Source organism: Agrobacterium larrymoorei (genome assembly GCF_005145045.1).
Classification (GTDB): domain Bacteria; phylum Pseudomonadota; class Alphaproteobacteria; order Rhizobiales; family Rhizobiaceae; genus Agrobacterium; species Agrobacterium larrymoorei.
Window position 1 is genome coordinate 1,235,400 of sequence record NZ_CP039692.1, and the last position, 23,345, is coordinate 1,258,744.

Consider the following 23,345-nt stretch of genomic DNA (forward strand, 5'->3'; position numbering starts at 1 on the left):
CCAAGAAAACCTAGGACTTCGCTTTGCGAAGTCGAGGTTTTCTATCCTCTCCCACAGGGGGAGAGGAAAAGACCGCGCCGCTTCGATGTCACTTAACCGTGGAAAAAGCCGTGAGGGTGCGGCTGGGTTTATCTCTCCCCCTGTGGGAGAGAAAGCAATTTCAACACCTTAAGCTTTGCTTAAGTGTTAGAAATTGCAAGTGAGGGGTTCAGCCACTTGCTGCGACTCCAGAGAAAAACCTTACTCCCCAACCATCCCCGGTATCTGGTTCACGCTAAGCATTTGCCGTATCGTCCGATCTGCCACCCGCTCCGCGCGGGCTTTCGACTCTATCGCATCCTCAGGAAACGTATAGGTCATGTAAGACAGCGAAGTCTCAAGATCGTTGTTGTTGTGACCCAGAATCGCGGCAAAATAGCTGTTCTTGGTCACGCTGGATGGTGCAAAATTGCGATAGGCGATTTCGGCGTAGAGGTGGCGCAGACCATAGGGCTTCGGGGGTTCTTCCTTCGGCCAGACATCGTCGAATTTCGCGATCATCGCATCGCGCAGGGGAAGGCGGGCGTCGGAGGAGAAATCATCCACGCTCATGCCGAGCCAGAGCTTGCCGTCGCTACTTTCGCGCAGGCGGTGATAGGCGTCGAGAACGATGCGCGACTGCTCCAGCACCGGGATTTCATAGGTCACGCCGAACTTGGTGCCTTCGCCCTGCTTGGTCTTGGCCTGTCCGTTGAACAGAACGCTCCATTTGGAGATGCCTTTTCCATAGGCCGCGGGCTTCAACTCCGCTTGGGTAAACACCTCGAAGGGGCGCCGCCCGGTCGTGCCGATGAGGCCAATGCCGATGGTGAGCGGGTCCGATGAAAGAAGATAACGGCGACAGCGGCGCATGACCTCCGAGTAGTGTTCGAAGGTGATGAGCGAGCCGTGCTTGGTGGCAATCTTCGCCAACTTGGCCCTGCGGGCCTCGTCGTAAAGCTGCGGCGTTCCGGCTGCGATACGCAGCATGGGATGCTGATCGCCAAAGGCCTCGCGGATGGCGTTGCGATATTTGGTGATGTAGGAAATGACGGTCGCCTGCGCCTTGTCGCCCATGGAGGCCATTTCCATGTCCCACAGCGCCTGCATGTCTTCCTTGGTATTGACCCCGTTCATGGCGGAAATGAATTCTGAAACGCGCAGCAGGAAACGCGGCTTGCGCCCGACCGTATTCTGCTCTGCCCGCTCGATCTTTTCCTCGATGGAGTTGGCCACCCCCTTCTGGGGATATTCGCCACGGCTGATATAGGTATCGAGCCGTTCTTTCAGCTTCTTCATGTTGCAGATGGCAAGAGGCGTGGTTTTCGGCCCGAAAGCATCTTTGAGTGCATATCGGTATTTTACAATGTAAAGTTCAAGCGTCTTGGCGGTTCTGCCATTGTCGAAGTGGAAGCGGACCTCTTCGTCCCAAAGTTGTCCGACCTTCTTCGTATCGAAGCTGCCGTCTTTCTTCTGCGTTGATTTGATCTTCTCAACGAAGTCCGCAATGCGATCGACCAGGATCGGCGTTTTTGTTTTTCTTCTTTCGACGGCGGACATCGATTTCTCCCTAAATCTATCTTGGGATAGAAAATCTATACTTGAGACGCAAGCAATAAAAAATCAAAAATGTGGTATCAGAAGGCCTCAGGCAAAGGGTTCAACCGGGGATTTCGCCGGTCTGGTGAACCAGTTCGCGCCGCTGGCGCTCATATAAATATGATCTTCGAGGCGAATCCCGAATTTCTGCGGGTAAACCAGCATCGGCTCGTTGGAGAAACACATTCCTTCCCGTAGGGGCAGATCGTTACCGCGCACGATATAAGGATGTTCGTGGATTTCCAGTCCGAGGCCATGGCCCGCGCGGTGCGGTAGTCCGGGAAGATCGTAATCCGGCCCCAACCCATGCTGCGCAAACACGGCACGCGCGGCATCGTCCAGACTGCCGCAGGGGGCACCCAACTGTGCTGCATCGAAAACCGCCTGCTGCGCCTGCCGCTCGATTGCCCAAGCGCGGGCAAATTCTGCGTTCGGCTCATCCAGAACATAGGTGCGGGTAAGGTCGGAATGATAGCCATCGATCCGCGTGCCGGTATCGACGAGAATGACGTCGCCTGCCTGCAAGGTCTGGTCGCCATCCGCCCCATGCGGCAGCGATGTGGCCAGCCCGAAGGACACGATGCAGAAAGAGGAGCCGCCTTCGCCACCGAGATCGCGATGCTGCTGGTCGATGAAGCGCACCACCTCGGACGCCTGCACACCGGGCTTCATCATGGCATGAGCGCGCTTCTGGACTTCCAGCGTCAGGTTCATCGCATATTGAATGATGGCGATTTCGGCTGCGGATTTCTGGATTCTGAGGCTACGGATGAGCGGGCCGCCATCGACAAGCCGCTCCTGTCCAAGCTTTGCAGCAAGGCTGTGATAGATGAACAGCGGCAGGGATTCATCCAGCGCAATGGAGCCGCTCCGTCCGACAAGCGAGGAGACGAGTGCTGCCGGGCTCTGCTCTTCCTGCCACAGATGCACCTCGCCCTCGATATGCGGAAGCGTATCGACACGGCTCTTTTCAAAGCCGGGCACGATGTAATGCAGCGCAGAGGGCGTGATCAAGGCGCCCAGCAGGCGCTCGCTTTGATGCCAGACGAGCCCGGTGAAATAGCGCAGGCTTTCCGTGGAGCCGAGCAGCACGGCGGCAATGTTTTGTTCCCGCATCCGGTCGCGCAGACGCGTGATCCGCTCCTCGCGTTCCGCACTGGAGATCGGGGCTGGTTTATTGCCGATATGCATGTCGAATACCTTCATTCGCTTCTCGGAGAGAAGCAATACAAAGGTGCGAGGTTGTATTCAATATGTCGACAGCAAATGTAGCCGCTCATTTTTGAAGGCGTTTTTTCAACGAGGCAACGATACGCTTGGTTAGCGCTTCATAATCCTCATCGAAATGGTGTCCGCCATCGATGCCGATAAGCTCCACACCCTTGTCCTTGAGCGCGGGGCACGCGGATTCGTCATCATCCGTGCCGTAGACACAATGAACGATCTTGGGATCGATCGTGGCGAGATCCTTGACGGGATCTTCCGCGCCATCGGAGGAGACACCGAGCCAGCCGCTGACGGAAATTTCGTAGGAAACTTCATGCGAGAGCGAAAGCAGGCTCATCTGCACGACGCGGCTCTTGTCCTTGTCGGCAAGCTTGTTGAAGGTCGCCGGAATGATATCGGCACCGAAGGAATAGCCGATCAGAATGACGTTCTTGACCTTCCATTCCTTGCGATAAGTATCGATGATGCGGGAAAGATCGTCCGCCACATCCTGCGGCTTCTTCTCGGACCAGAAGTAGCGCAGCGAATCGACGCCGACGACCGGCACGCCATCCTGCTGCAGAAAACCGCCGACATCCTTGTCCAGATCGCGCCAGCCGCCGTCGCCGGAATAGATGATAGCCATCGTGTCCATGGTCGGCTTTGCTTCCAGCACCGTCAGCGGCAGACCAAGCGGATTGTCAGTGTTGTGTTCGGCATCGATACGGTCCTGCAAAACCTGCGTAAGAGCAACGATCGGGTCATCCTTGACCTCGGCAACGTCGATATCAGGGTGCGATTCCAGCAGCTTGTTGACGTGATCGCGGCCTTTCTGGTCCGCTTTCGGCGTGAACAGCACATCGACCGGCGCTGGCAGCGGCCCGTCCGTCAGGCCATAGACCGTGCGGTCTCCGTCCTTGTCCTTGGTCGCGGGCGTGCAGAGAACCTTGTTCAGCGGAACACCTGCAACCGGATCGACGGCCACCGCCTCGCCAATCGTTGCGGCAGGGCTCTGCGCAATCATGGCCAGAGCAAGCGTGCCACCGTCGCCGATACCGGCAATGATCGGCAGGCTGTAATTGGAAACCCCGGCCTTGCGCTGGATTTCCTGCGCCAGCTGCTCGATATCCGAGATCATGTAGATGCATTCGTCATCATCGGCCTCGAGCGCCTTGATATAGGCTGGAAAATCGATGCCGACGACGGCAGCGCCTTTTTCCAGAAGCGCATCTGCTTCTTTCTTCTCCTCGTCACCCCAACCATTGCCGTCCGATACCAGAAACACGGTAGAGGTAATATCGCCATCCGGAAGAAGGATGTGATCGGCGGGTATCATGCCGGTCTGATACTGGTTCGCGTCCTGCGCGGAAGCGTGAAAGGGCGCAAGCAGCGCTGCGGCAAGCAGCGCCGCTTTCAGATTTTTCAGACCTGTCATTTCCCGATGACTCCTCTCACGCCGCCGCTGATGAGAACGGTGGCGTCCATCAATGCCAATGCCGCACTCGTGCCGTTCGAAACGGCAACATAACGTGGCTCCCATTTGGGATGGAATTTGGACTTGAAGGCCCGCAATCCCTTAAAATTATAGAAGCGCTCGCCATGTTCGAACAAAGTGCCGCCAATACGGTCCCATACCGGGGCCGCATCGCGCTTGGACATGCCCGAAAGCGGGGCCATGCCCAGATTGAAGTAGGAGTAACCCTGTTCCCGCATATATTCAATAATACTTACGAACAGGAAGTCCATCGAGCCGCGCGGCGCATCCGGCGCAAAGCGCATCAGGTCCACGGTCACTTCCTGCTTGGTTTCCGTCACCATGAGGTTGGCAAAGGCTGTGATCTTGCCATCCTTGTAGAGCACGGCAACAGGCTGGGAGAGGATATAGCTCCGTTCGAAAGCGCCCAGAGAGAAGGTCTTTTCGCGGGTATTATGGTGTTCCAGCCAGGCATCGGAGACGCTTTTCAGCTCGTCATAAATGGCTGGAACGCCGTCCCTGTCGATAACGGCAAAGCTTAGGCCATCGCGAGCGCCGCGGCTGAGAGACTGGCGCAGATTGGCAAGCTTGCCGCCCTTCAGCTCGAACCGCGTGAGGTCGATCATGGCCAGTTCGCCCAGCTTGAAGGCGCGCAAGCCCGCATCGGTGCAGTAAGGCAGAACGGTGGACGATATCTGGTAGAACACCGCACGACCGCCGGAGGCACGCGCACTTTCCACGAACTGCCACACCAGATCGGCAAATTCCCTCTCGTCACCCACGGGATCTGCCAGCGCAATCCATGAACGCCCGCGAATGCCATACATGATGAAGGCGTTGCCGTTTTCGGAGAACATGATGTGCTTGTCGCCCATGCGCACGAGGTTGGCGTCGGCGCCATCCTGCTTGGCAACAATGGCGGTTGCCCTGTCGATTTGCTCCGGCTGAATCTCATCCGGTCGATAGATGACAGGGCGCAACAGGCTGAAGATCGCAACCGTGGAAGAGGCGAGAACGAGGCCCAGAAGGGCGCGAAGACCGCGCGGCGCTTCCTCGGAAAACTCGAACTGCCACCACAGCGTCTGGCTGTAATCGGTATCGCGGTAAACGAAGAGCAGAATGGTTGCGGCACCGGCCACGATGACGGCCATGGCGGCAAGCCATGTGGGGCCAAGCGCCTGACGCAGCAGCGAAGCATGGCGGTTGAATGCGCGCACGTTGAAGAACAGCGCGACGATGAAGATGCCGAGGAAGATCGCTTCGAAAACGGCGATTGCCTTGATGAGCGACAGGAACAGCCCGCCAATCGCGGCCACCAGCGCTACCCACCATGCGCCGTCCAGACGCTGGCTCAAGCCGCGCGATGCGACCACGAGAACGAGGCCGAGAATGCTGGAGAGAAAATGCGCAGCTTCGATGATCGGCAGCGGCACGAAGTTGGAGAGGAAATCGAGATTGCTGTTGGGCGTCGGCGTCACGCTCGAAAAGATCAGCATGGTGCCGAGGATCAGCGCGAAGGCGGAGAGCAGCGAGGGCGCCAGCCGCCCGGCCAGATAACCGATATCCGCCATCACCGGCTTTGCCGCGAACTGCTTCATTTCCGTGATCAGCATCAGGATGATCGCAACGAGAAGCGGCAGCACATGGTAGATCATGCGGTAGAGAACGAGACCGCCCAGCAGCTGATCGAGGCTGATGGCATTGCCGAGACCGGCCACCATCACCGTTTCGAAAACGCCAAGACCGGCAGGAACATGGCTGAGAACGCCGAGACCTACGGCAGTGGCATAAATCGCAAAGAAGCTCGGCCAGCCGACATTGGTTTCCGGCAAAAGCACGTAGAGCACCGAAGCGGATGCCGCGATATCCAGCGCCGACACCAGAAACTGGCGCGACGAGGTGCGGCTATCGGGAAGCCGCAGTTTCAGCCGCTTGATCTGGATGACCCGGCCATGGCGACCGAGATACATCAGCGTTGCCAGAACGCAGATGACGATAAGCGCGAAGCCTCTCAACCACCAGGCATCGATGCCGATGATGCTTGCCACGCGTGGCGCAACGACCAGCGTCGAAAGCGCGCTAACGGCAAGCAGGCCGAGACCGAAAGACAGCGTGACGAAAGCAATGACACGGGCAACATCGGTTGGCGTGAAACCGAGGCGGGAATAGGCGCGAAAGCGGATCGCGCCGCCGCTCAGCGGCCCGAATCCCGCCGTGTTGCCCACGGCATAGGCAATGAAGGCGGTGGCGATGACGGACGGCGTGCGAACCTTCTTGCCGATATATTCGATGGCGTTCGCATCGTAGCAGATAAGCGCAGCGAAACTCAGCGCCGTAAACAGCACCGCCAGGAAGGCCGATTTCCAGCTGGTATCGGCAAGTGCGAGAACGATATCGTCATAGCGCACCTCCGCCGTCAGGCGGTAAATCGTAAACGTCATCATGACGAAAACGGCGGTGACGGCAATCGATGTCAGATGAGGCCTGTAACGCTCGAAAAACCCGCTAAGGCCGGATTCGGCCTCTTCAATCGGTGCCACGTCGTTCTTTTCAGTCATGTAATGTTCCACGAACCAGATCGCACTTTGCGAACCATAGGATTATGACAGTAATTCGTTGTGTTTTCACAAATGCGAAAACTCAATTGTCTAATGCAAAAAAATTGAAATGCGTTGCCGCTCTGTACAGACAAAGAATGAAGGGCGCGTTTAAGCGCCCCAGGTCTTCTCCAGAACACGGATCCAGTTGCCGTGGCAAATCTTCTCAAGGGCGTCCTGATCGAAGCCCGCTTTGCGCATTTCTTCCACCAGAAGCTGGAGATCGCCCGCATCCTTCATGGCCGCCGGAATGGTCGTGCCGTCGAAATCGGAGCCCAGCGCCACATGGTCGATACCGATGCGGTTGGCGATGTACTCCACATGCCGAACCAGTTCGGAAATGTCGGTATCCGGGTTCTTGATGCCATCCTGCCGCAGGAAGAGAACGCCGAAATTGATGCCGACCAGGCCGCCGGTATCACGAATGGCATCCAGCTGACGGTCTGTCAGGTTGCGGCTGTGGTTGCACAGCGCATGCGCGTTGGAGTGGGAGGCGACCAGCGGCGCATCGGAAAGGCGCGATATGTCCCAAAATCCCTGCTCGTTCATATGCGAAAGATCGACCATGATCTTCAACTCGTTGCAGACCTTGATCAGCCGCTTGCCCGCCTCCGTCAGCCCGGGGCCGATATCCGGCGTGGAAGGAAAGCGGAAGGGAACGCCATAGGCAAAGATATTCGGGCGGCTCCAGACGGGGCCGAGTGTGCGCAGGCCCGCCTGATGCAGAACATAGAGCGCATCGAGATCGGCATCGAAGGCTTCGACGCCCTCGATATGGAAAACGGAGGCGAATGCACCCTTTGCCATCGCATTGCGAATATCGGCGGCACTGCGGCAAACCTTCAGCCCACCATTCGACTGCGCTTCGATGCGAAACAGCAGGCTTGCCATGCCAAGCGTGGCGCTGAGCGCCGTCTGCTGGGTGGGCGCGAGAAAATCTCCATTGGCATCGGTGCCGCGCGGCGAGGGTACGTATATCGCACAAAGGCCGCCCGCCAGACCTCCCTTACGTGCCTTCGGCAGATCGATGTGACCGACATTTTCGCCTTCGAGAAAGAGTTTCTCCGGGCTTTGGTGGCCGGAAAGCTTGAGGCGAAGCAGAACGTCATTATGCCCATCGAACACTGGAATTAAGGCTTGGTCGGTCATCGTATCGCTTTCAACTGATATTCATGCGGTCTTTGCTTTAGAACGCCCTTGTTAACTGAAAACCTGTTCCGGCAGAACATTTCCAGTTAACAAGAGAAGGCTCTATCCCCCAGATAGGTGCAAATGCAATGCAAGAATAGGTGTCCGCCATTTTGGCAGGGCAAATAGGAAGAGAATGACATGCCGATGACCATCGATTGGGCCGCCGCCTCGCAAGTCGCAGAAGGCTTCGTTTCCAACTGGACGGGCAGCGAACCGGGCGGCGCAGTGATCGGCTTCGATGCGTCCGGCATTCGCTTCTCCCATTCAGGCGGCGTCGAGAGCCTGTCCACATTCACGCCCTTCTCGGCAAAAAGCGTCGTGCGTTATGCCTCCGTCACCAAGCATGTCTTCTGCGCCATAGTACTGGCCAATGCGGATGTGATCGGTCTCGATGACCCACTCGGCATGCATCTGGAAGAGCTGCAATCTCCCCTGCGAGACGTCACCGTCGGTCAGGCGCTGGACATGAGCAGCGGTCTGCCGGATGTGCGTGAATGCCTGTCGCTGCTGGGCCTCTCCGTCTACACCGAGACGAAGGCCGGCCCGCTGCTGGACTATGTGTCACGTATGGATCGCCTGAATTTTCCCGCAGGAACCGAGGTTTCCTATTCCAATACGGGGTACCGCCTCGTCGAGGCGGCGCTGGAGCGCAAAGGGCTCCGCTTCGACGATTTCGTGCAACAAAGTATCGCTGGTCCGCTCGATATCTTCCTCAAGGCGCCCGATGTCTGGAACGACCCCGTGCGCGGTCTGGCGCCGGGATACTGGAAATCCGAAAGCGGCTGGCAGCTTTCCGCTGCTGGCCTGCACATCTCGGCTTCAGGCAGTTTAGCGGGCAGCGCCGAAGCACTGGCTTTCTGGCTGCAATGCCTGCTGAAAGGCGAGCAGGATTTCGAAGGCGTGCTGGAAAATATGTCCGCACCGCGCCCGCTTGCCGATGGCAGAATGAGCGAATACGGGCTCGGCCTGCGCTGGTCGTATCTTGAGGACCGCCGCTTCATCGGCCATGGTGGCTCCCATCCCGGCTACAAAACCTATTTTCTGCTAGACCCGGAAAACGGCACCGGTTTCGTCGTCGTCTCCAATCGTGAAGACACCAATGGCTTCAAGATCGCTCTCGAAAGCATGGCGGCGCTCACCGGCCTTACCCTGCCAAAACCGTCCGCAGCCTTGCCGGATGGGCTTTACGTCACTGAAACCGGTCCATGGTGGCTGGAAATCAAGGGCAGCTCCTGCATCTTTCTCGATGCGGAAGACACGCTTTATGAGGATGCCGATGGCTGGCTCTCCTCACGCTCCGCCTCTTCCCCCATGCACTTGCGGATGGACGGCAAAGCAATCATCGGCGAGGCAGGCCACGCCCCCCGCCGCTTTCTTCCAGCCGTGCCCCATCAGGACATTCCCGAAACGCTATCCGGCCGCTGGCGCTCGCCCGAAGGCGCGGAATTCGAGATCGCGGACGGCGCACTCACCATGGGCACCGGCCCCATCCGCCACACAATGCCCCTCAGCGCACTCGGCAACGGTCGCTACCTCTTCACCCTGCATGACGGCCCCTGGACGAAACGCATCTGCCTCAACCTGCTCTCGAAAGACCGGCTGGAACTGGTTTCCAGCCGCGCAAGAATGATCGAGTATCGGCGGGCTTAAAAGAAGAACCCGCCGAAATGACAATCAGATCGCCGTGCCTTTCGCATTCTCGAGGTAAAGCTCGCGCAGTCGGCTCACCAGCGGGCCGGGCTTGCCGTCGCCGACGGGCTTGCCATCGATCTTCGTGACCGAGACCACGAAATTGGAGGCGCTGGTAAGCGCGGCTTCCTTGGCTTCCAGTGCTTCCTGAAGGGTAAAGGCGCGTTCCTCCAGTGTCAGGCCCGCTTCCTTTACCAGTTGAAGTGCCGCGTGGCGGGTGCAGCCGGGCAACGTCTTGTTGCTGTTTGCGCGTGTCACCAGCTTGCCGTCACCGGTGATGATGTAGGCCGTGGAGGACGCACCCTCGGTCACCAAACCGTCTTCGATCATCCATGCCTCATCGCAGCCATGCTCCTTGGCAATGCGCTTGGCCAGAACCTGCGGCAGCAGGCAGACAGACTTGATATCGCGGCGTTCCCAGCGCTGGTCCGGCACGGATTTCACCGCAATCCCCGTCTGCTCCACCGCGCCGCCCAGCAGCTTCTTCGCCTGCGTAAACATGACGAGTGTTGGCTGAAGATCGGCGGAAAACAGGAAGTTGCGGTCTTCCGCGCCACGCGTAACCTGAAGATAGATCATGCCTTCGGTAAGATCGTTCTCGGCAATGAGACGGCGCTCAGCCTCCACGATTTGCTGCGTCGTCACCGGCAAGCGAATGCCAATTTCGCCGACGCTGCGCTCCAGCCGCGCCATGTGCAGATCGCTATCGATCAGCTTTCCATCGATAACCGATGTCACTTCGTAAATGCCGTCGCCGAACAGAAAGCCGCGGTCGAAAACCGAAATGCGGGCTTCGGCCTCCGGCAGAAATTCGCCATTGATATAAACGGTGCGGGCGGCTTGGGACATGGTGCTTCCTTTGAATGTCAGGCTTTGGACAGCGCTTTCAGCGCGTCGAGGGATATGGCGGAAAACTGCGATGCTCTGCCCTTCGCCGCGTCGAAACCAGTCATATCGGTTGCCGCGCAAAGAGAATTGAGAATCGCTTCCTCCGTCGCTTCTATCGCAGCTTCGAACAGGGGCGAAATCATGTCGTTGGAAAGTTCGGGATAGGCGTGCAGCTTCTTTCGCCTCTGCGGCGTGCGCCGCACCTCTTCGGCGGTTGAAAAAGCCAGCGCATAATCACCGGAACCATTGCTCAGAGCCGCCCCGGTGCGTGCCAGTCCGCCAAAGGCACGCGCTGCTAATCGCTTGAGATTGCGCGAAGAAAGCGGCGCATCGGTCGCAATGATGATGACGATGGAGCCATCCTTGTCGAGATGGTCGGGACTCTGATACGGCTTGCCGCACACCAGAAGATGGCCGCCATAGTTGGATTGAACCAGCACGCCGAGCGTATAATCCGCTCCCGCAATCTGAATGATACGCGAACTGGTACCAATCCCACCCTTCATGCCGAAGGCTACAGTGCCAGTGCCAGCACCGACACATCCTTCTTCGACCGCGCCACCCTTCGCCGCAGCCAACGCTACGCCGATCTCATCGATGCTCGGGCGGCCTGCACGAATATCGTTCAACCGGGAATCATTCGTCTCGCCCACCACAGCGTTCAGAGAAACGACTTTCTCATTGCCGGAGTAGCCAAGCGTATACCGATTGATCGCCTCAATCGCCCGTCCTGTCGCCAGCGTATTGGTAAGCAAGACCGGCGTCTCGATCTCCCCCAATTCCTCGATCTGCGTCGCACCTGCGAACTTGCCAAACCCGTTATAAACAGCCAGCGCCGCAGGCACCTTATCCTGAAACAGATTGCCCCCATGAGCAAAAATCGCAGTCGCACCGGTGCGGATCGTATCTCCCTCCACCACGGTCGAGTGGCCAACGCTAACATTCGCAACATCGGTGATTGCGTTCAATGGACCTGTCGGGAAATGTCCGGGAACAAAACCGAGATCGCGCAATCTTGGACGGGAGGAAGTTGGCATTTCAGGTCACTCGGTATTTTTTGAATCGCAAAGATAATCAGTATCGGACCATCTGCTTCAGGACGCGTTGACCTCCCGAATGTTGACATAGGAACATACAAGTGGCATATAAACTCTAGGTTTAACTAGGATTTCATCTCATGCTCGGCCCTGATCCTATCGTATTGTGACTGAAATGAAGCATAACGCTGTTCCAGCGTTTCCTTTTCAGCTTTTGGAAGGCCGAAAGCCCTGTTTTTCCGTTTAAGCTTATAGTTCTTGTATCGCTTCTCCATGGTCTTGAGAAGATTCTCGCCGGTCAGCTTTGCTTCTTCCGCGTGATCATAAAGGCTACGGATGATGCCTTCCTTACCTTCCAGCGATATATTGGTGAAACTTTTGAGATAGATGCCATCTATCTTGGACGTTATTTTGTCCATAACCCCATAAAAATAGACGACGTCTCCGACATATTCACTTCCTGTGGCGGAGATGGAATCTATGTTTTTCATGTAGATATGCGTGTGACGCGCGTCGGTGATATGAGGCGTGAATTCCGGGTTCTCTCTAACCCGCTCCCGGAACGTTTCGTAAGATATGGGTGAAGCGAGAAAGATTGACATATCGGTCGTGTTAAAATCTATCTCAGCATAGAGCGAGCGTACAAACTTCTCCTTTTCTTTAGCTTTCTTCCGGAAGCCCGCAAAAATCGCGATAAATTGGCCGAGAATCCATATCGTAAATGCTGTGGAGGCTGCTACGAGCGAGCCCAGAAGTTGAGGACTGATAGATAAATCAGGCACTTCAGCCATCAAATTTCTTTCTTAAATAATGATATCGCAATAATTTTGTCTCGTCCCGCCGAACGTAACGCAGGAAAATTGGCGTCCACGAGAGGATTCGAACCTCCGACCCCAGGATTCATACCACTTCGGCTTTCGCCGCCGTCCCGTCCTTAAACGGGCGCGTTCGTGGTCTGGACTGTCCCTTCACCATGGGCCGAAGCCTTTAGGTGCTGCCCATCCAGTCTCTACACCTTCAACGGATTTCTCCGAAGCTTGGCTCGGGATTGGCATGTTGCAAGTGCAACGAAGCGTTCCCCGACTTTGAGCAGATCGATCGCGTCGTTTCCGGGCGCGACCCCCAATTTCATTTAGGAATCCTGTGCTCTATCCTGCTGAGCTACGTGGACACACGCCTGCGCTTGTAACAAAGCGATCCTTAAGGATCAACCGCGTTATGCGCAGGCGGTGGGTAATCTGCCAAGATTTCGGTGTCAGTTGCCCAGGCGCTGCTCCACCAGCTTTACCCAATAGGAAATGCCGTAGCTTATGGCTTCGTCGTTGAAGTCGTAGCTTGGGTTATGCAGCCCCGCGCTATCGCCATTGCCGAGGAAGATGAAGGCGCCGGGGCGTTCGTTTAGCATGTAGGAGAAATCTTCGCCTGCCATGGATGGATCGACATCCGGATCCACGTTGTTTTCGCCCACCACCTCGCGTGCGATGCGGATGGCGTGGTCGGTTTCCGTGGCGTGGTTGACGGTGACGGGACAGTAGCGTTCGTAGACGGCCTCTGCCTCCGCGCCATTGGCAAGCGCTATGCCTTCCGCCATCTGCTTGATCCGCGCTTCGGCCATATCGCGCACATCTTCGTCCAGCGTGCGGACGGTACCGGCGATCACGGCTTCGTTGGGAATGATATTGTGGCTGGAACCCGCCTGGAAGCGGGTGACGGAGACGACGACGGAGCGGATCGGGTCGGCATTGCGGGATGCGATCATCTGCAGATTGCTGACTATCTGCGCGCCGATGGTGATGGGGTCCACCGTGCGGTGCGGCTGCGCCGCATGGCCGCCGTGACCCTTCACGGTGATGGAAAACTTGTCCGGTGCCGCCATGATGCCGCCCTTGCGGATGGCGAAGGCACCGAGTGGGATGCCCGGCATATTGTGCATGCCGTAAACTTCATCCACGCCGAAACGGTCCATCAGCCCGTCCTGAACCATGGCGAGCGCGCCCGCGCCGCCTTCTTCGGCAGGCTGGAAGATGACGGCGACGGAACCATCGAAATTGCGCGTTTCGCTGAGATATTTCGCAGCGCCCAGAAGCATGGCGGTGTGCCCGTCATGGCCGCAGGCATGCATCTTGCCGGGCGTTTTCGAGGCCCATGGCTTGCCGGTTTCTTCCACGATTGGCAACGCGTCCATATCGGCGCGCAGGCCGATTGTGCGGCCATCGCGGTTGCGGCCATGAATGACGCCCACAACGCCGGTGCGGCCGATGCCGGTCACGATCTCGTCTACGCCGAAGGATTTCAGCTTTTCGGCAACGAAGGCTGCCGTGTCGTGCACCTCGTAGAGAATTTCCGGATTTTCATGAAGGTGCCGCCGCCATTCGCTGACTTCCTGTTGCAATTCGGCGGCTCTGTTCAAGATCGGCATTCTGTAATTCCTGACTTCCAACGGCAGTGTGATTGATCGTGCTAAGGCGCGGTGGATATTGCGCCGCATAATTGACGCAATCAATGTACTTTGCCATTGCTAGGACATATATGGTGAATATTGCAAAATCCCGAAAAAGACGGGAATTCGAGGATAGCCCTTGCAAGACGAACGCAGAACCCACCGTGCCGCCGGGCGGCTCGTTAAAACCGTTGCCGCTCTTACAGCCGGCGTTCTGGCCATGACATCTTTCGCTCACGCCAACCCCAAGATGGTGGTGGACGTGAAGACAGGCAAGGTCATTGCCCATCAGGAAGCCTTCCGCAAATGGTATCCGGCCTCTCTCACCAAGCTGATGACGGCCTATATCGCTTTCAGCGCAATGAAATCCGGCAAGCTCAGCCCGGATACGGAAGTCATCGTCAGCAAGCGCGCGGCAGACCAGCCTGCCAGCAAGATGTATTTCAAGCCGGGCTCCAAGCTGACGCTGGATAGCGCGCTGAAGCTGCTCTTGGTCAAATCCGCCAATGACGTTGCCGTTGCCATTGCCGAAACCATTGGCGGCACGCAGGAAAATTTCGTGGCGCAGATGAACGCGCAGGCGGCGCGTCTCGGCATGTCGTCCACCCATTACGTGAACCCCAATGGCCTGCCGGGTGCGGGACAGTACACCACGGCGCGTGATCTCGCCGTGCTGGCCGTCATCATCAAGCGCGAATTCCCGGATTATGCCGGTTACTTTTCGCTGGAAGGCGTTACCACCGGCAAGAAAAACTATGCGAATTACAATATGCTGGTTGGTCGTTTCGAAGGGGCCGATGGCATGAAAACCGGCTTTATCTGTGCCTCCGGCTTCAATCAGGTTTCCTCCGCCAAGCGCGATGGAAGACAGGTCGTTTCCGTGGTTCTGGGTTCTGATAGCCTTGCCGGACGCACCGATGAATCCGCCGAACTTCTCCAGATGGGCCTGACATCGCCTGCCGGTCAGGGTGTATCGCTTGCTTCGCTGGCACCCTATGGCGATACGCAGACCGTCAACGATATCAGCAAGGATATCTGCAACCCGAAAGCCGCAAAGGTGCGCAGCGAAGGCCGCGATGAGGCTGGCCGCATGATCATCAAGTCGCCTTACGTGCGCGAAATGACCCGCCCGCCGGTCTATTCCTATGCGGGGCTTATTCCCGGCACGGAAACCATTGCTGCGGCGGTGGAGACCAAGGGCAAGGGCGCGAGCCAGGCGGCCAACGTGCCGATCCCGATTCCGCGCCCAGCCTTCTGATCAAGCTGTCAGGTAAGAATGCGCCGGGCGGCTTCAGGAAATTACGACTTCCGCCCGGCATTTTTGCTGCTATAAGCAGTGGCAGAACGTAATAATATAACCATGCAAGGTGCCCCCATGGCATTCGAACGGATACCGGTTTCCATTCTCACGGGATTTCTGGGCGCCGGAAAATCGACGCTGCTCAACAGGCTTCTGAAAGATCCGGCAATGTCGGATGCGGCGATCATCATCAACGAGTTCGGTGATGTCAGCATAGATCATCTGCTGGTGGAACGCTCTGGCGATGGCATCATCGAACTGGCGGAAGGCTGCCTGTGCTGCACCGTGCGCGGCGAGCTTGTGGATACGCTTGCGGAACTGATGGATGGCATCCAGACCGGGCGGTTGAAGCCGGTCAAGCGCGTCGTCATCGAAACGACGGGTCTTGCCGACCCGGCACCCGTGATGCAGTCGATCATGGGCAACCCAGTCATCGCGCAGAATTTCGCTCTCAATGGCATGATTACGGTGGTGGATGCGGTGAATGGCGCATCGACGCTCGATCATCACGAGGAAGCGGTAAAGCAGGTCGCAGTCGCGGATCGACTCGTGCTGACGAAGCGCAAGCTTGCGCAGCCGGATGCGGTGTCGTCGCTCGTCGCGCGCCTTTCCGCGCTGAACCCGCGCGCCTCTATCGAAGATGGCGACCGGGAGGACTGGAAAGCCACGGACCTGCTGGATAATGGCCTTTATGATTTTTCCAGCAAGACAGCGGATGTGAGCCGCTGGCCTGGCGAGGAAGCCGCTCACGACGGGCATGATCATCATGAACACGGCCACCATCATGACCATTCTCACGATCACCACCACCACCACCACCACGATGTGAACCGCCACAACGCCTCGATCCGCTCCTTCTCCATTCTGCATGATCGGCCAATCGATCCGCTGGCAATCGAAATGTTCGTGGATTTGCTGCGCTCCGCGCATGGTGAGAAGCTGCTTCGCATGAAGGCCATCGTCGCCCTTTCGGACAATCCCGAAAGGCCGCTTGTGCTGCATGGCGTGCAATCGATCTTCCACCCGCCACAGCGTCTTGCCGCCTGGCCGGATCCGGCGGACAAGCGCACGCGCATGGTGCTGATCACCAAGGATTTGCCGGAAGCTTTCGTGAAAGATCTCTTTTCCGCCTTCACCGGCACCGCTGGCATAGACAGGCCGGACAGCCAGGCGATGATGGACAATCCGCTGGCCGTTCCCGGTATGCGTTTCTAAAAACGACGCCTGTAAATGAAGTGGACGGCCGCTCTTTAAAACGACCGTCCGTTTTCGCATTTATTTCTTCTGGTCCAGCGAGTGGCGTCCGAAGTCCGGCGCATCCACATCCTGTCCCGCCTGCACGATGGAGCGGCGGATGGCGCGGGTGCGGGAGAAAAGCTCGAACAGCTTGTCGCCTTCTCCCCAGCGAATAGCGCGTTGCAGCGATGCCAGATCTTCCGAGAAGCGCGCCAGCATTTCAAGGATCGCATCCTTGTTGTGCAGGCACACATCCCGCCACATGGTGGGATCGGACGCGGCAAGGCGGGTAAAATCGCGGAAACCCGAAGCGGAATATTTGATCACTTCCGATTCCGTCACCGTTTCCAGATCATCCGCCGTACCGACAATGTTGTACGCGATGATGTGCGGCAGGTGAGATACGATGGCCAGCACCTTGTCGTGATGCTCCGCATCCATCTCATCCACGCGTGAGCCGAGCGCGACCCAGAAGCCTTTCAGGCGCTCCAGCGCAGCCGCATCCGTGCCCGGCAACGGCGTGAAAATGCACCAGCGATCCCGAAACAGCCCGGCAAAGCCGGAATCGGGGCCGGATTTTTCCGTTCCCGCCAGCGGGTGGCCGGGAATGAAATGCACATTCTGCGGCATATGCGGTGCCATCTGCGCAATGACGGATGCCTTGGTCGAGCCGACATCGGTCACGATAGCGCCCGCTTTCAGATGCGGTGCAATCTGCTGCGTCACAGCTTCGGATGCACCGACGGGAACCGAAACGATGACGAGATCGGCGTCCTTGACCGCATCGGCCGCCGAGATGGCGTAGGAGGTGCCGAGCGCCAGCTCTTCGGCGCGTTTCAGCGTCTCTTCGCTGCGGGTGGAAATCACCACCTCGCGGGCAATACCGAGTTCCTTGATATCCCGCGCGATGGACGAGCCGATCAGGCCGATGCCGATCAGCGTTATCCGTTCAAACATGAAACCCGCCATCACGCCTTACCCATGAACTCTTTGAGAGATGCGATGACGCCGAGGTTGGCCTCTTCCGAGCCCACCGTCATGCGCAGCGAATTGGCAAAGCCATACCCACGAACCGCACGCAGAATATAGCCGCGACGGCTTAGGAATTCGTCGGCATCGGCTGCGCGCTTGCCATCCACATCGGGGAAGTGGATGAGAACGAAGTTCGTCACCGATGGCGTGACGGTCAGGCCGAGTTCGGTAAAGGCAGCCGTCAATTTGTCGGACCATAGAAGATTATGGGTAACGGCCTGCTGCATGAAGGCCTGATCGCGGATTGCGGCAGCACCGGCAGCAATGGCAGGCGCGTTCATGTTGAACGGGCCACGCACTCGGTTCAGCGCATCGATGATGGCAGCCGGGCCATACATCCAGCCGACGCGAAGCGCAGCCAGACCATAGACCTTGGAAAAGGTGCGCGTCATCACGACATTGGCGTTGCCGGAAACCAGTTCCAGCCCGGCCTCATAATCGTTCTTGCGCACATATTCCGCATAGGCCGCATCCAGAACGAGAATGACATTTTTCGGCAAACCGGCCTGAAGACGGCGGATTTCGGCCACCGGAACATAGGTTCCCGTCGGGTTACCGGGATTGGCAATGAACACCATCTTCGTCTTTTCCGTCACGGCAGCGAGGATGGCATCCACATCCACCGTGCAATCCGTCTCCTTCACGGTAACAGGTATAGCACCGGCACCCATGATCTGGATCTTGTAGACGAGGAAGCCGTGCTCGGTAATGATCGCCTCATCGCCCGCACCCAGATAGACGTGGCAGAGCAGACCCAGCAGCTCATCCGAGCCATTGCCGCAGATGATGTTGGAAATATTCAGCCCATGCACATCGGCAATCGCCTGGCGCAGCGCCACGGCCTGTCCGTCGGGGTAGATTTCCAGATTGGCTGCTGCGGCCTTGAAAGCTTCAATCGCCTTAGGGCTCGCACCAAGCGGCGTCTCGTTGGAGGAGAGCTTATAAACCTTCGCGACACCGTCCACATGCTCCTTGCCCGGAACATAAGCGGCGATATCCAGGATGCCTGGACGCGGAACAGGTTGGTTAAGCTCTGCACTCATTTTTATCGACCTTCGGAAAAGCGCCGGGAAATCCGGCCTGACAATGCCGAAGGCATTAGACTGGAAGAGGCTGTTTGTCGAGTATCAGCGCTTCTTTTGCTGGTCCAGTTTCGTGCGCGTGCTCGGCACGCCCTGCGGCGCAAGCACCGGAACGAAGACACGGCGGGACGCGCGCTGCGTGACCGGCAGCCCCTGATAAAGCCGCTTTTGCGCCTCCACCACAATCACGCCGGAAAAGACCGGCCAGAGCCTGCGGCCAACGGTCTCAATGTAACGCCGAAACTTCAACACGGAACGCACCTTCGAAGGCGGAAAAAACAAGGCTTCGGCAGAAGCGCCGGGGGTAAAATTCGTCTCGCGCAACAGCGCGGTCAGCTGGCTGCGCGAATAGGGGCGGCCCGAGCCGAAGGGCGTATGTTCCATCCGCGCCCACACGCCGCGGCGGTTCGGCACCACGATGACCAGCCGCCCGCCCGGTGCCAGAACCCGCCACAATTCCTTAAGCGCCTCGCGAGGGTTTTCCACGAATTCCAGCGAATGCACCATCAGCACACGGTCGATTGAGGAATCCGGCAGCGGCAGCTCCTCATCGAAAACGAGCGCGGTGGAAGAAAGCTCGCCCGCTGGCCAGTTCACGGCTCCCTGTCCCGCTGGCATGAAGGCGAAAGTACGTTCCGTATCGTGGCGAAAACGGTCCAGAAAAGGCACGGCATAACCCAGCCCCACCAGCCGCTCATCCGGCAGCGGCGGCCACAGCGTCGAAAGCGCCATGGTGATGGCCTGTTCGGCGGAACGGCCCAGCGGAGAGTGATAAAATTCGCGCAGATCGACGATATCGGTGTTCATGGATGGAATGTAGCAGCCCCCGGTTGGACTTCAAGCGACAGTGGCCTAAATAGAAGAGAGAGGCAGTTTTGATTGCATGATCATGGAGGGAAGAATGAAGCCGTTGGAAATCGAGGTCTTTCAGTGCCGGAGCGATAATTTCGGCGTGCTTCTGCACGACAGCGAAAGCGGCGCGACCGTCTCCATCGATGCGCCGGAAGAAGCACCCATTCTCGAAGCGCTGAACCGGCGCGGCTGGACGCTCTCCGATATCTTCACCACCCATCACCATCAGGATCATGTCGACGCCAATCTGGCGCTGAAGGAACGCTTCCACTGCGAAATCCGCGGCCCCCACGATGAGGCTATCGCTATCCCCGGTCTCGACAAATCCGCAGCCGATGGCGACGAGTTCGAATGGGCCGGACGCCGCGTGCAGGTTATTTCCACGCCGGGCCATACCGCAGGCCATATCTGCTACTACCTGCCGGATGACGGCCTGCTCTTTGCAGCCGATACGCTGTTTGCCATGGGCTGCGGCAGGCTGTTCGAGCGTCCGGCTGCGGATATGTGGCATTCGTTCCAGAAACTCATGGCACTGCCGGACGAAACGAAAGTCTATTTCGGCCACGAATACACGGTGGCGAACGCCCGCTTCGCAATCACGGTCGATCCCGAAAACGGCGTTCTCAAGAACCGCGTCGCCGATGTGGAATCTCTGCGCAAAGATGGCCGCTTCACCATTCCGACGACCATCGGCCTTGAGAAGCAGACCAATCCCTACATGCGGGTGGCAGACGCCAGCATCCGCGCCCATCTTGGCCTTGAAACCGCGACCGATGCAGAGGTCTTTGCCGAAATCAGAACGCGCAAGGATAATTTCTGATGGCCGGTGAGCAAACCGCCTCAGACCTCATCGCCGCCCTCAATCTCGAACCACACCCGGAAGGCGGTTTCTACCGCCAGACCTTCCGCGACAAAAATGGCGGCGAGCGCGGCCACTCTACCGCGATCTATTACCTGCTCGAAAAGGGCCAGCGCTCCCATTGGCACAAGGTCACGGATGCGGTGGAAACCTGGCACTATTACGCCGGAGCCCCACTCGCACTTCATCTTTCCGAAGATGGCAAAAACATCTCCACCACAACACTCGGCCCCTCCATATTGGATGGCGAGCGCCCTCAGGCTATCGTCCCTGCCAATTGCTGGCAGGCCGCAGAAAGCCTTGGCGAATTCACCTTGGTAGGCTGCACGGTAGCACCGGGCTTCGTCTTTGAAAGTTTCGTGATGGCCGAACCCGGCTGGCAGCCGGGGCGAGGGGCCTAGTCACACACTTGTCTAAACCATAAACGCTCCATCCAGATAGCTGGAGCGTTTATGCACTTGGCTCTCCGCGCTTACCAGCAGCAGAAACCACCATCCACCAACAGATCGACACCCGTCACGAAGCTTGCAGCATCGGAAAGCAGGAAGATTGCCGGGCCGACCATTTCATCCACATTGGCCATACGCTGCATCGGCGTCTGTTCTTCGAAGAGCTTGGTCTGGTGCACCATTTCGGGGCGCGTATTCATCGGCGTTGCGGTGTAGCCGGGGGAGATGGTGTTGACGCGCAGGCCCTTGCCGACCCACTCCATCGCCATGGATTTGGACATGTGGATCACGCCCGCCTTGGACGCATTGTAGTGGCACTGCATCAGCCCGCGATTGACGATGACACCGGACATGGAGGCGATGTTGACGATTGAGCCGCGGCCGTGTTTCAGCATGGCCTGCGCTTCCGCCTGGCAGGAGAGGAAAACGCCCTTCAGGTTGATATCCATCATCGTCTGGAACTGGCTTTCCTCCATTTCCTCCGCAGGATTGGCGTTGGCGATACCGGCAGCATTCACCGCGAGCGACAGCGCGCCGAGATCGGCCTCGGTCTTAGCCACGGCATCTGCCAACGCCTGCTTGCTCGTCACGTCAGCCGCGATCTGAACCGACTTGCGGCCAGCCCTGGCGATGAAATCCGCCGTCTGGGCCAGACCGTCATCGGTGCGACGGTCGAGCAGCGCGACGTCGGCGCCAGCCTGCGCCAGACCCATGGCGATGCGCTGGCCGATGCCGGAACCGGCACCGGTGACGAGCGCGACCTGACCGGAAAGATCGAAGAGCTTTGGCGCGTTGAGCGTGATGGTGGACATAAAGATTTCCTTTTTCAGATTGTCGCCAGTTCCATGACCGAAACATCGTTGGCTTCGTCACGGTTGAGAATACCGGCCTGATTTCCTTGGGCGAGAACGAGGATGCGGCTGGAAACGCCAAGCACTTCCTCCAGATCGGAGCTGACGACGATGACCGCCACGCCCTGTTTCGCCAGATCGACGATAATGTCGTAAATGCCTGCGCGCGCGCCGACATCGATGCCGCGTGTCGGCTCGTCCAGCACGACGACGCGCGGGTTGCGCGCCAGCCATTTGGCGATGACAACCTTCTGCTGGTTGCCGCCGGAAAGGTCCGAAGCAGGCTGCTCACCCTTGCCCTTCACACCGAATTTGGAGATTGCGGCATTGGCGAAGCGGCGCTTTATGCCGGGTGTTACCCAGCCTGTGCCCAGCAGATCGAGATTGGCATAGATGATGTTCTCGCCAATTTCATGCTCCACCACCAGCCCCTGAAGCTTGCGATCTTCCGGCACCATGACGATGCCCTGATCGATGGCGTCCGATGGTGCCTTCAGTTTGAGCGGCTTGCCATCAAGCAGGATTTCTCCCTGCGAAATCGCATCGGCACCGGCGATTGCCCGCACCAATTCCGTTCGGCCCGCGCCGATCAACCCGGCAATACCGAGAATTTCGCCAGCGCGCACATCGAAGCTGACATTGCGAAACGCATTGTTCGCGCCCGTCAGCCCTTTGACCTCGAGCACGACCTTATCCTGCGCTTCCGGCAGCGTCGGGAACATGCGCTCCAGCGAACGGCCCACCATGCTTTCCACGACGGTTCGCACAGGCGTTGCGCTATCGGCGAACTCATTGACGCGCACGCCATCACGCAAAACCACGATGCGGTCGGTGATCTGGCGAATTTCTTCCATGCGGTGGGAAATGTAGATGATGCCGACGCCTTCGGCGCGCAGCTTGCGAACCTGCTCGAACAGCGCCTGCGTTTCCGCGCCGCCAAGTGCTGCCGTCGGTTCATCCAGAATAAGCAGCTTGGCATTCAGCGTCAGCGCTTTGGCAATCTCGATAAGCTGCTGATTTGCCGTGGATAGCCCTGCCACCTTTCGGCTTGCGGGAATATGAAGGTTCAGGCGCGACAACTGCTCCTGCGCGCGCCGCACCATTTCTGCCCGGTCGACCTTGCCGTTCTTCATCAACCAGCGTCCGATGAACACGTTTTCGGCAATCGACAATTCCGGCAGAAGCTTCAGTTCCTGATGGATCAGCACCACGCCCTTGTCGATGGCCTCACGAGGGGAGGCGGGCGCATAAGGCTGGCCGAGCCATGTCATCGTTCCCTGCGAAGGCTCGCGCGAACCGGCAATGATGCCAGACAGGGTGGATTTGCCCGCGCCGTTTTCACCCAAAAGCGCCACGACCTCGCCCGCATAGACGTCGAGATCGACATTCTTCAAAACCTCGAGCGGACCATAGCGCTTGCTGATGCCACGGAGCGAAAGAACCGGCTCACGCATGACGGGGAACCTCCCAAAACTTCCAATCAAGAGAACCGGACTGCCCCAAGGGTGTCGACGGTTCGAAAAATAGGGTGCCGCCAAGGAAGCG

General features: G+C 58.1%; 19 protein-coding genes. 5 read left to right on the top strand and 14 right to left on the bottom strand.

All coding sequences use genetic code 11. The features are described 5' to 3' along the window. Positions 1-240 precede the first annotated feature (240 nt). From telA to CFBP5473_RS20000, 5 genes are all read right to left on the bottom strand, one after another. Positions 241-1,578: a telomere resolvase TelA gene (telA, locus tag CFBP5473_RS19980; protein ID WP_027675203.1), complete on the bottom strand. Its 1,338-nt coding sequence runs from the start codon at positions 1,576-1,578 to the stop codon at positions 241-243. A gap of 87 nt (positions 1,579-1,665) precedes the next feature. Beyond that, a complete protein-coding gene (locus CFBP5473_RS19985; protein ID WP_413228974.1) occupies positions 1,666-2,823 on the bottom strand; it encodes a M24 family metallopeptidase in 1,158 nt (385 codons plus the stop codon). Between the two features lie 70 nt (positions 2,824-2,893). Continuing rightward, a complete protein-coding gene (locus tag CFBP5473_RS19990; protein ID WP_037170931.1) occupies positions 2,894-4,258 on the bottom strand; it encodes a virulence factor family protein in 1,365 nt (454 codons plus the stop codon). Then, a complete protein-coding gene (mprF, locus tag CFBP5473_RS19995; RefSeq protein WP_027675200.1) occupies positions 4,255-6,855 on the bottom strand; it encodes a bifunctional lysylphosphatidylglycerol flippase/synthetase MprF in 2,601 nt (866 codons plus the stop codon). Before mprF ends, CFBP5473_RS19990 begins: the two co-directional genes overlap by 4 nt. A 150-nt stretch (positions 6,856-7,005) precedes the next feature. Beyond that, positions 7,006-8,043 carry a dipeptidase gene (locus CFBP5473_RS20000; protein ID WP_027675199.1) on the bottom strand — a complete coding sequence of 346 codons (1,038 nt, stop codon included), beginning with the start codon at positions 8,041-8,043 and terminating at the stop codon, positions 7,006-7,008. A 180-nt stretch (positions 8,044-8,223) separates the two neighbouring features. On the opposite strand from CFBP5473_RS20000, the gene CFBP5473_RS20005 reads away from it, so the two are divergent. Then, positions 8,224-9,735: a serine hydrolase domain-containing protein gene (locus tag CFBP5473_RS20005; RefSeq protein ID WP_027675198.1), complete on the top strand. Its 1,512-nt coding sequence runs from the start codon at positions 8,224-8,226 to the stop codon at positions 9,733-9,735. A 24-nt stretch (positions 9,736-9,759) separates the two neighbouring features. Here the strand turns inward: CFBP5473_RS20005 and CFBP5473_RS20010 are convergent, their stop codons facing one another. The 4 genes from CFBP5473_RS20010 to CFBP5473_RS20025 form a co-directional block, all read right to left on the bottom strand. Further along, entirely contained in the window at positions 9,760-10,623 is an 864-nt protein-coding gene (locus CFBP5473_RS20010) for a D-amino-acid transaminase (protein WP_027675197.1), read from the bottom strand. Positions 10,624-10,640: 17 nt separating this feature from the next. Continuing rightward, positions 10,641-11,699 carry a P1 family peptidase gene (locus tag CFBP5473_RS20015; protein ID WP_027675196.1) on the bottom strand — a complete coding sequence of 353 codons (1,059 nt, stop codon included), beginning with the start codon at positions 11,697-11,699 and terminating at the stop codon, positions 10,641-10,643. Positions 11,700-11,824: 125 nt separating this feature from the next. Next, positions 11,825-12,490: a hypothetical protein gene (locus CFBP5473_RS20020; protein WP_027675195.1), complete on the bottom strand. Its 666-nt coding sequence runs from the start codon at positions 12,488-12,490 to the stop codon at positions 11,825-11,827. Positions 12,491-12,954: 464 nt separating this feature from the next. Then, positions 12,955-14,118, bottom strand: a complete 1,164-nt coding sequence (locus tag CFBP5473_RS20025) for a M20 aminoacylase family protein (RefSeq protein WP_027675194.1) — start codon at positions 14,116-14,118, stop codon at positions 12,955-12,957. Positions 14,119-14,359: 241 nt separating this feature from the next. Between CFBP5473_RS20025 and CFBP5473_RS20030 the strand changes: the two genes are divergently transcribed. Next, positions 14,360-15,397 (top strand): D-alanyl-D-alanine carboxypeptidase family protein, encoded by a 1,038-nt coding sequence (locus tag CFBP5473_RS20030; RefSeq protein WP_084631633.1) that lies wholly within the window; start codon positions 14,360-14,362, stop codon positions 15,395-15,397. A gap of 117 nt (positions 15,398-15,514) precedes the next feature. Then, positions 15,515-16,654 (top strand): CobW family GTP-binding protein, encoded by a 1,140-nt coding sequence (locus CFBP5473_RS20035; RefSeq protein ID WP_027675192.1) that lies wholly within the window; start codon positions 15,515-15,517, stop codon positions 16,652-16,654. A gap of 60 nt (positions 16,655-16,714) precedes the next feature. On the opposite strand, the gene CFBP5473_RS20040 is transcribed toward CFBP5473_RS20035, so the two are convergent. From CFBP5473_RS20040 to CFBP5473_RS20050, 3 genes are all read right to left on the bottom strand, one after another. Continuing rightward, positions 16,715-17,644: a prephenate/arogenate dehydrogenase family protein gene (locus CFBP5473_RS20040; protein ID WP_027675191.1), complete on the bottom strand. Its 930-nt coding sequence runs from the start codon at positions 17,642-17,644 to the stop codon at positions 16,715-16,717. Then, positions 17,644-18,750, bottom strand: coding sequence for a histidinol-phosphate transaminase (gene hisC, locus CFBP5473_RS20045; RefSeq protein ID WP_027675190.1), 1,107 nt, complete (start codon positions 18,748-18,750; stop codon positions 17,644-17,646). The genes CFBP5473_RS20040 and hisC overlap by 1 nt, the downstream gene beginning before the upstream one ends. Positions 18,751-18,834: 84 nt before the next feature. Next, on the bottom strand, positions 18,835-19,596 hold the full coding sequence (locus CFBP5473_RS20050) for a class I SAM-dependent methyltransferase (protein ID WP_027675189.1): 762 nt from the start codon (positions 19,594-19,596) through the stop codon (positions 18,835-18,837). 94 nt (positions 19,597-19,690) lie between these two features. Between CFBP5473_RS20050 and gloB the strand changes: the two genes are divergently transcribed. Together gloB and CFBP5473_RS20060 are read left to right on the top strand one after the other, a co-directional pair. Next, positions 19,691-20,461: a hydroxyacylglutathione hydrolase gene (gene gloB, locus CFBP5473_RS20055; RefSeq protein ID WP_027675188.1), complete on the top strand. Its 771-nt coding sequence runs from the start codon at positions 19,691-19,693 to the stop codon at positions 20,459-20,461. Further along, a complete protein-coding gene (locus tag CFBP5473_RS20060; protein WP_027675187.1) occupies positions 20,461-20,901 on the top strand; it encodes a cupin domain-containing protein in 441 nt (146 codons plus the stop codon). The genes gloB and CFBP5473_RS20060 overlap by 1 nt, the downstream gene beginning before the upstream one ends. 71 nt (positions 20,902-20,972) lie before the next feature. Here CFBP5473_RS20060 and CFBP5473_RS20065 read toward each other — a convergent pair whose 3' ends face one another. Both CFBP5473_RS20065 and CFBP5473_RS20070 read right to left on the bottom strand, forming a co-directional pair. Next, the gene (locus tag CFBP5473_RS20065; RefSeq protein WP_027675186.1) at positions 20,973-21,761 is read right to left on the bottom strand and encodes an SDR family oxidoreductase; all 789 of its coding nucleotides are present in this window, start codon (positions 21,759-21,761) and stop codon (positions 20,973-20,975) included. 14 nt (positions 21,762-21,775) lie between these two features. Next, on the bottom strand, positions 21,776-23,254 hold the full coding sequence (locus tag CFBP5473_RS20070) for a sugar ABC transporter ATP-binding protein (protein ID WP_027675185.1): 1,479 nt from the start codon (positions 23,252-23,254) through the stop codon (positions 21,776-21,778). Between the last annotated feature and the right edge of the window lie 91 nt (positions 23,255-23,345).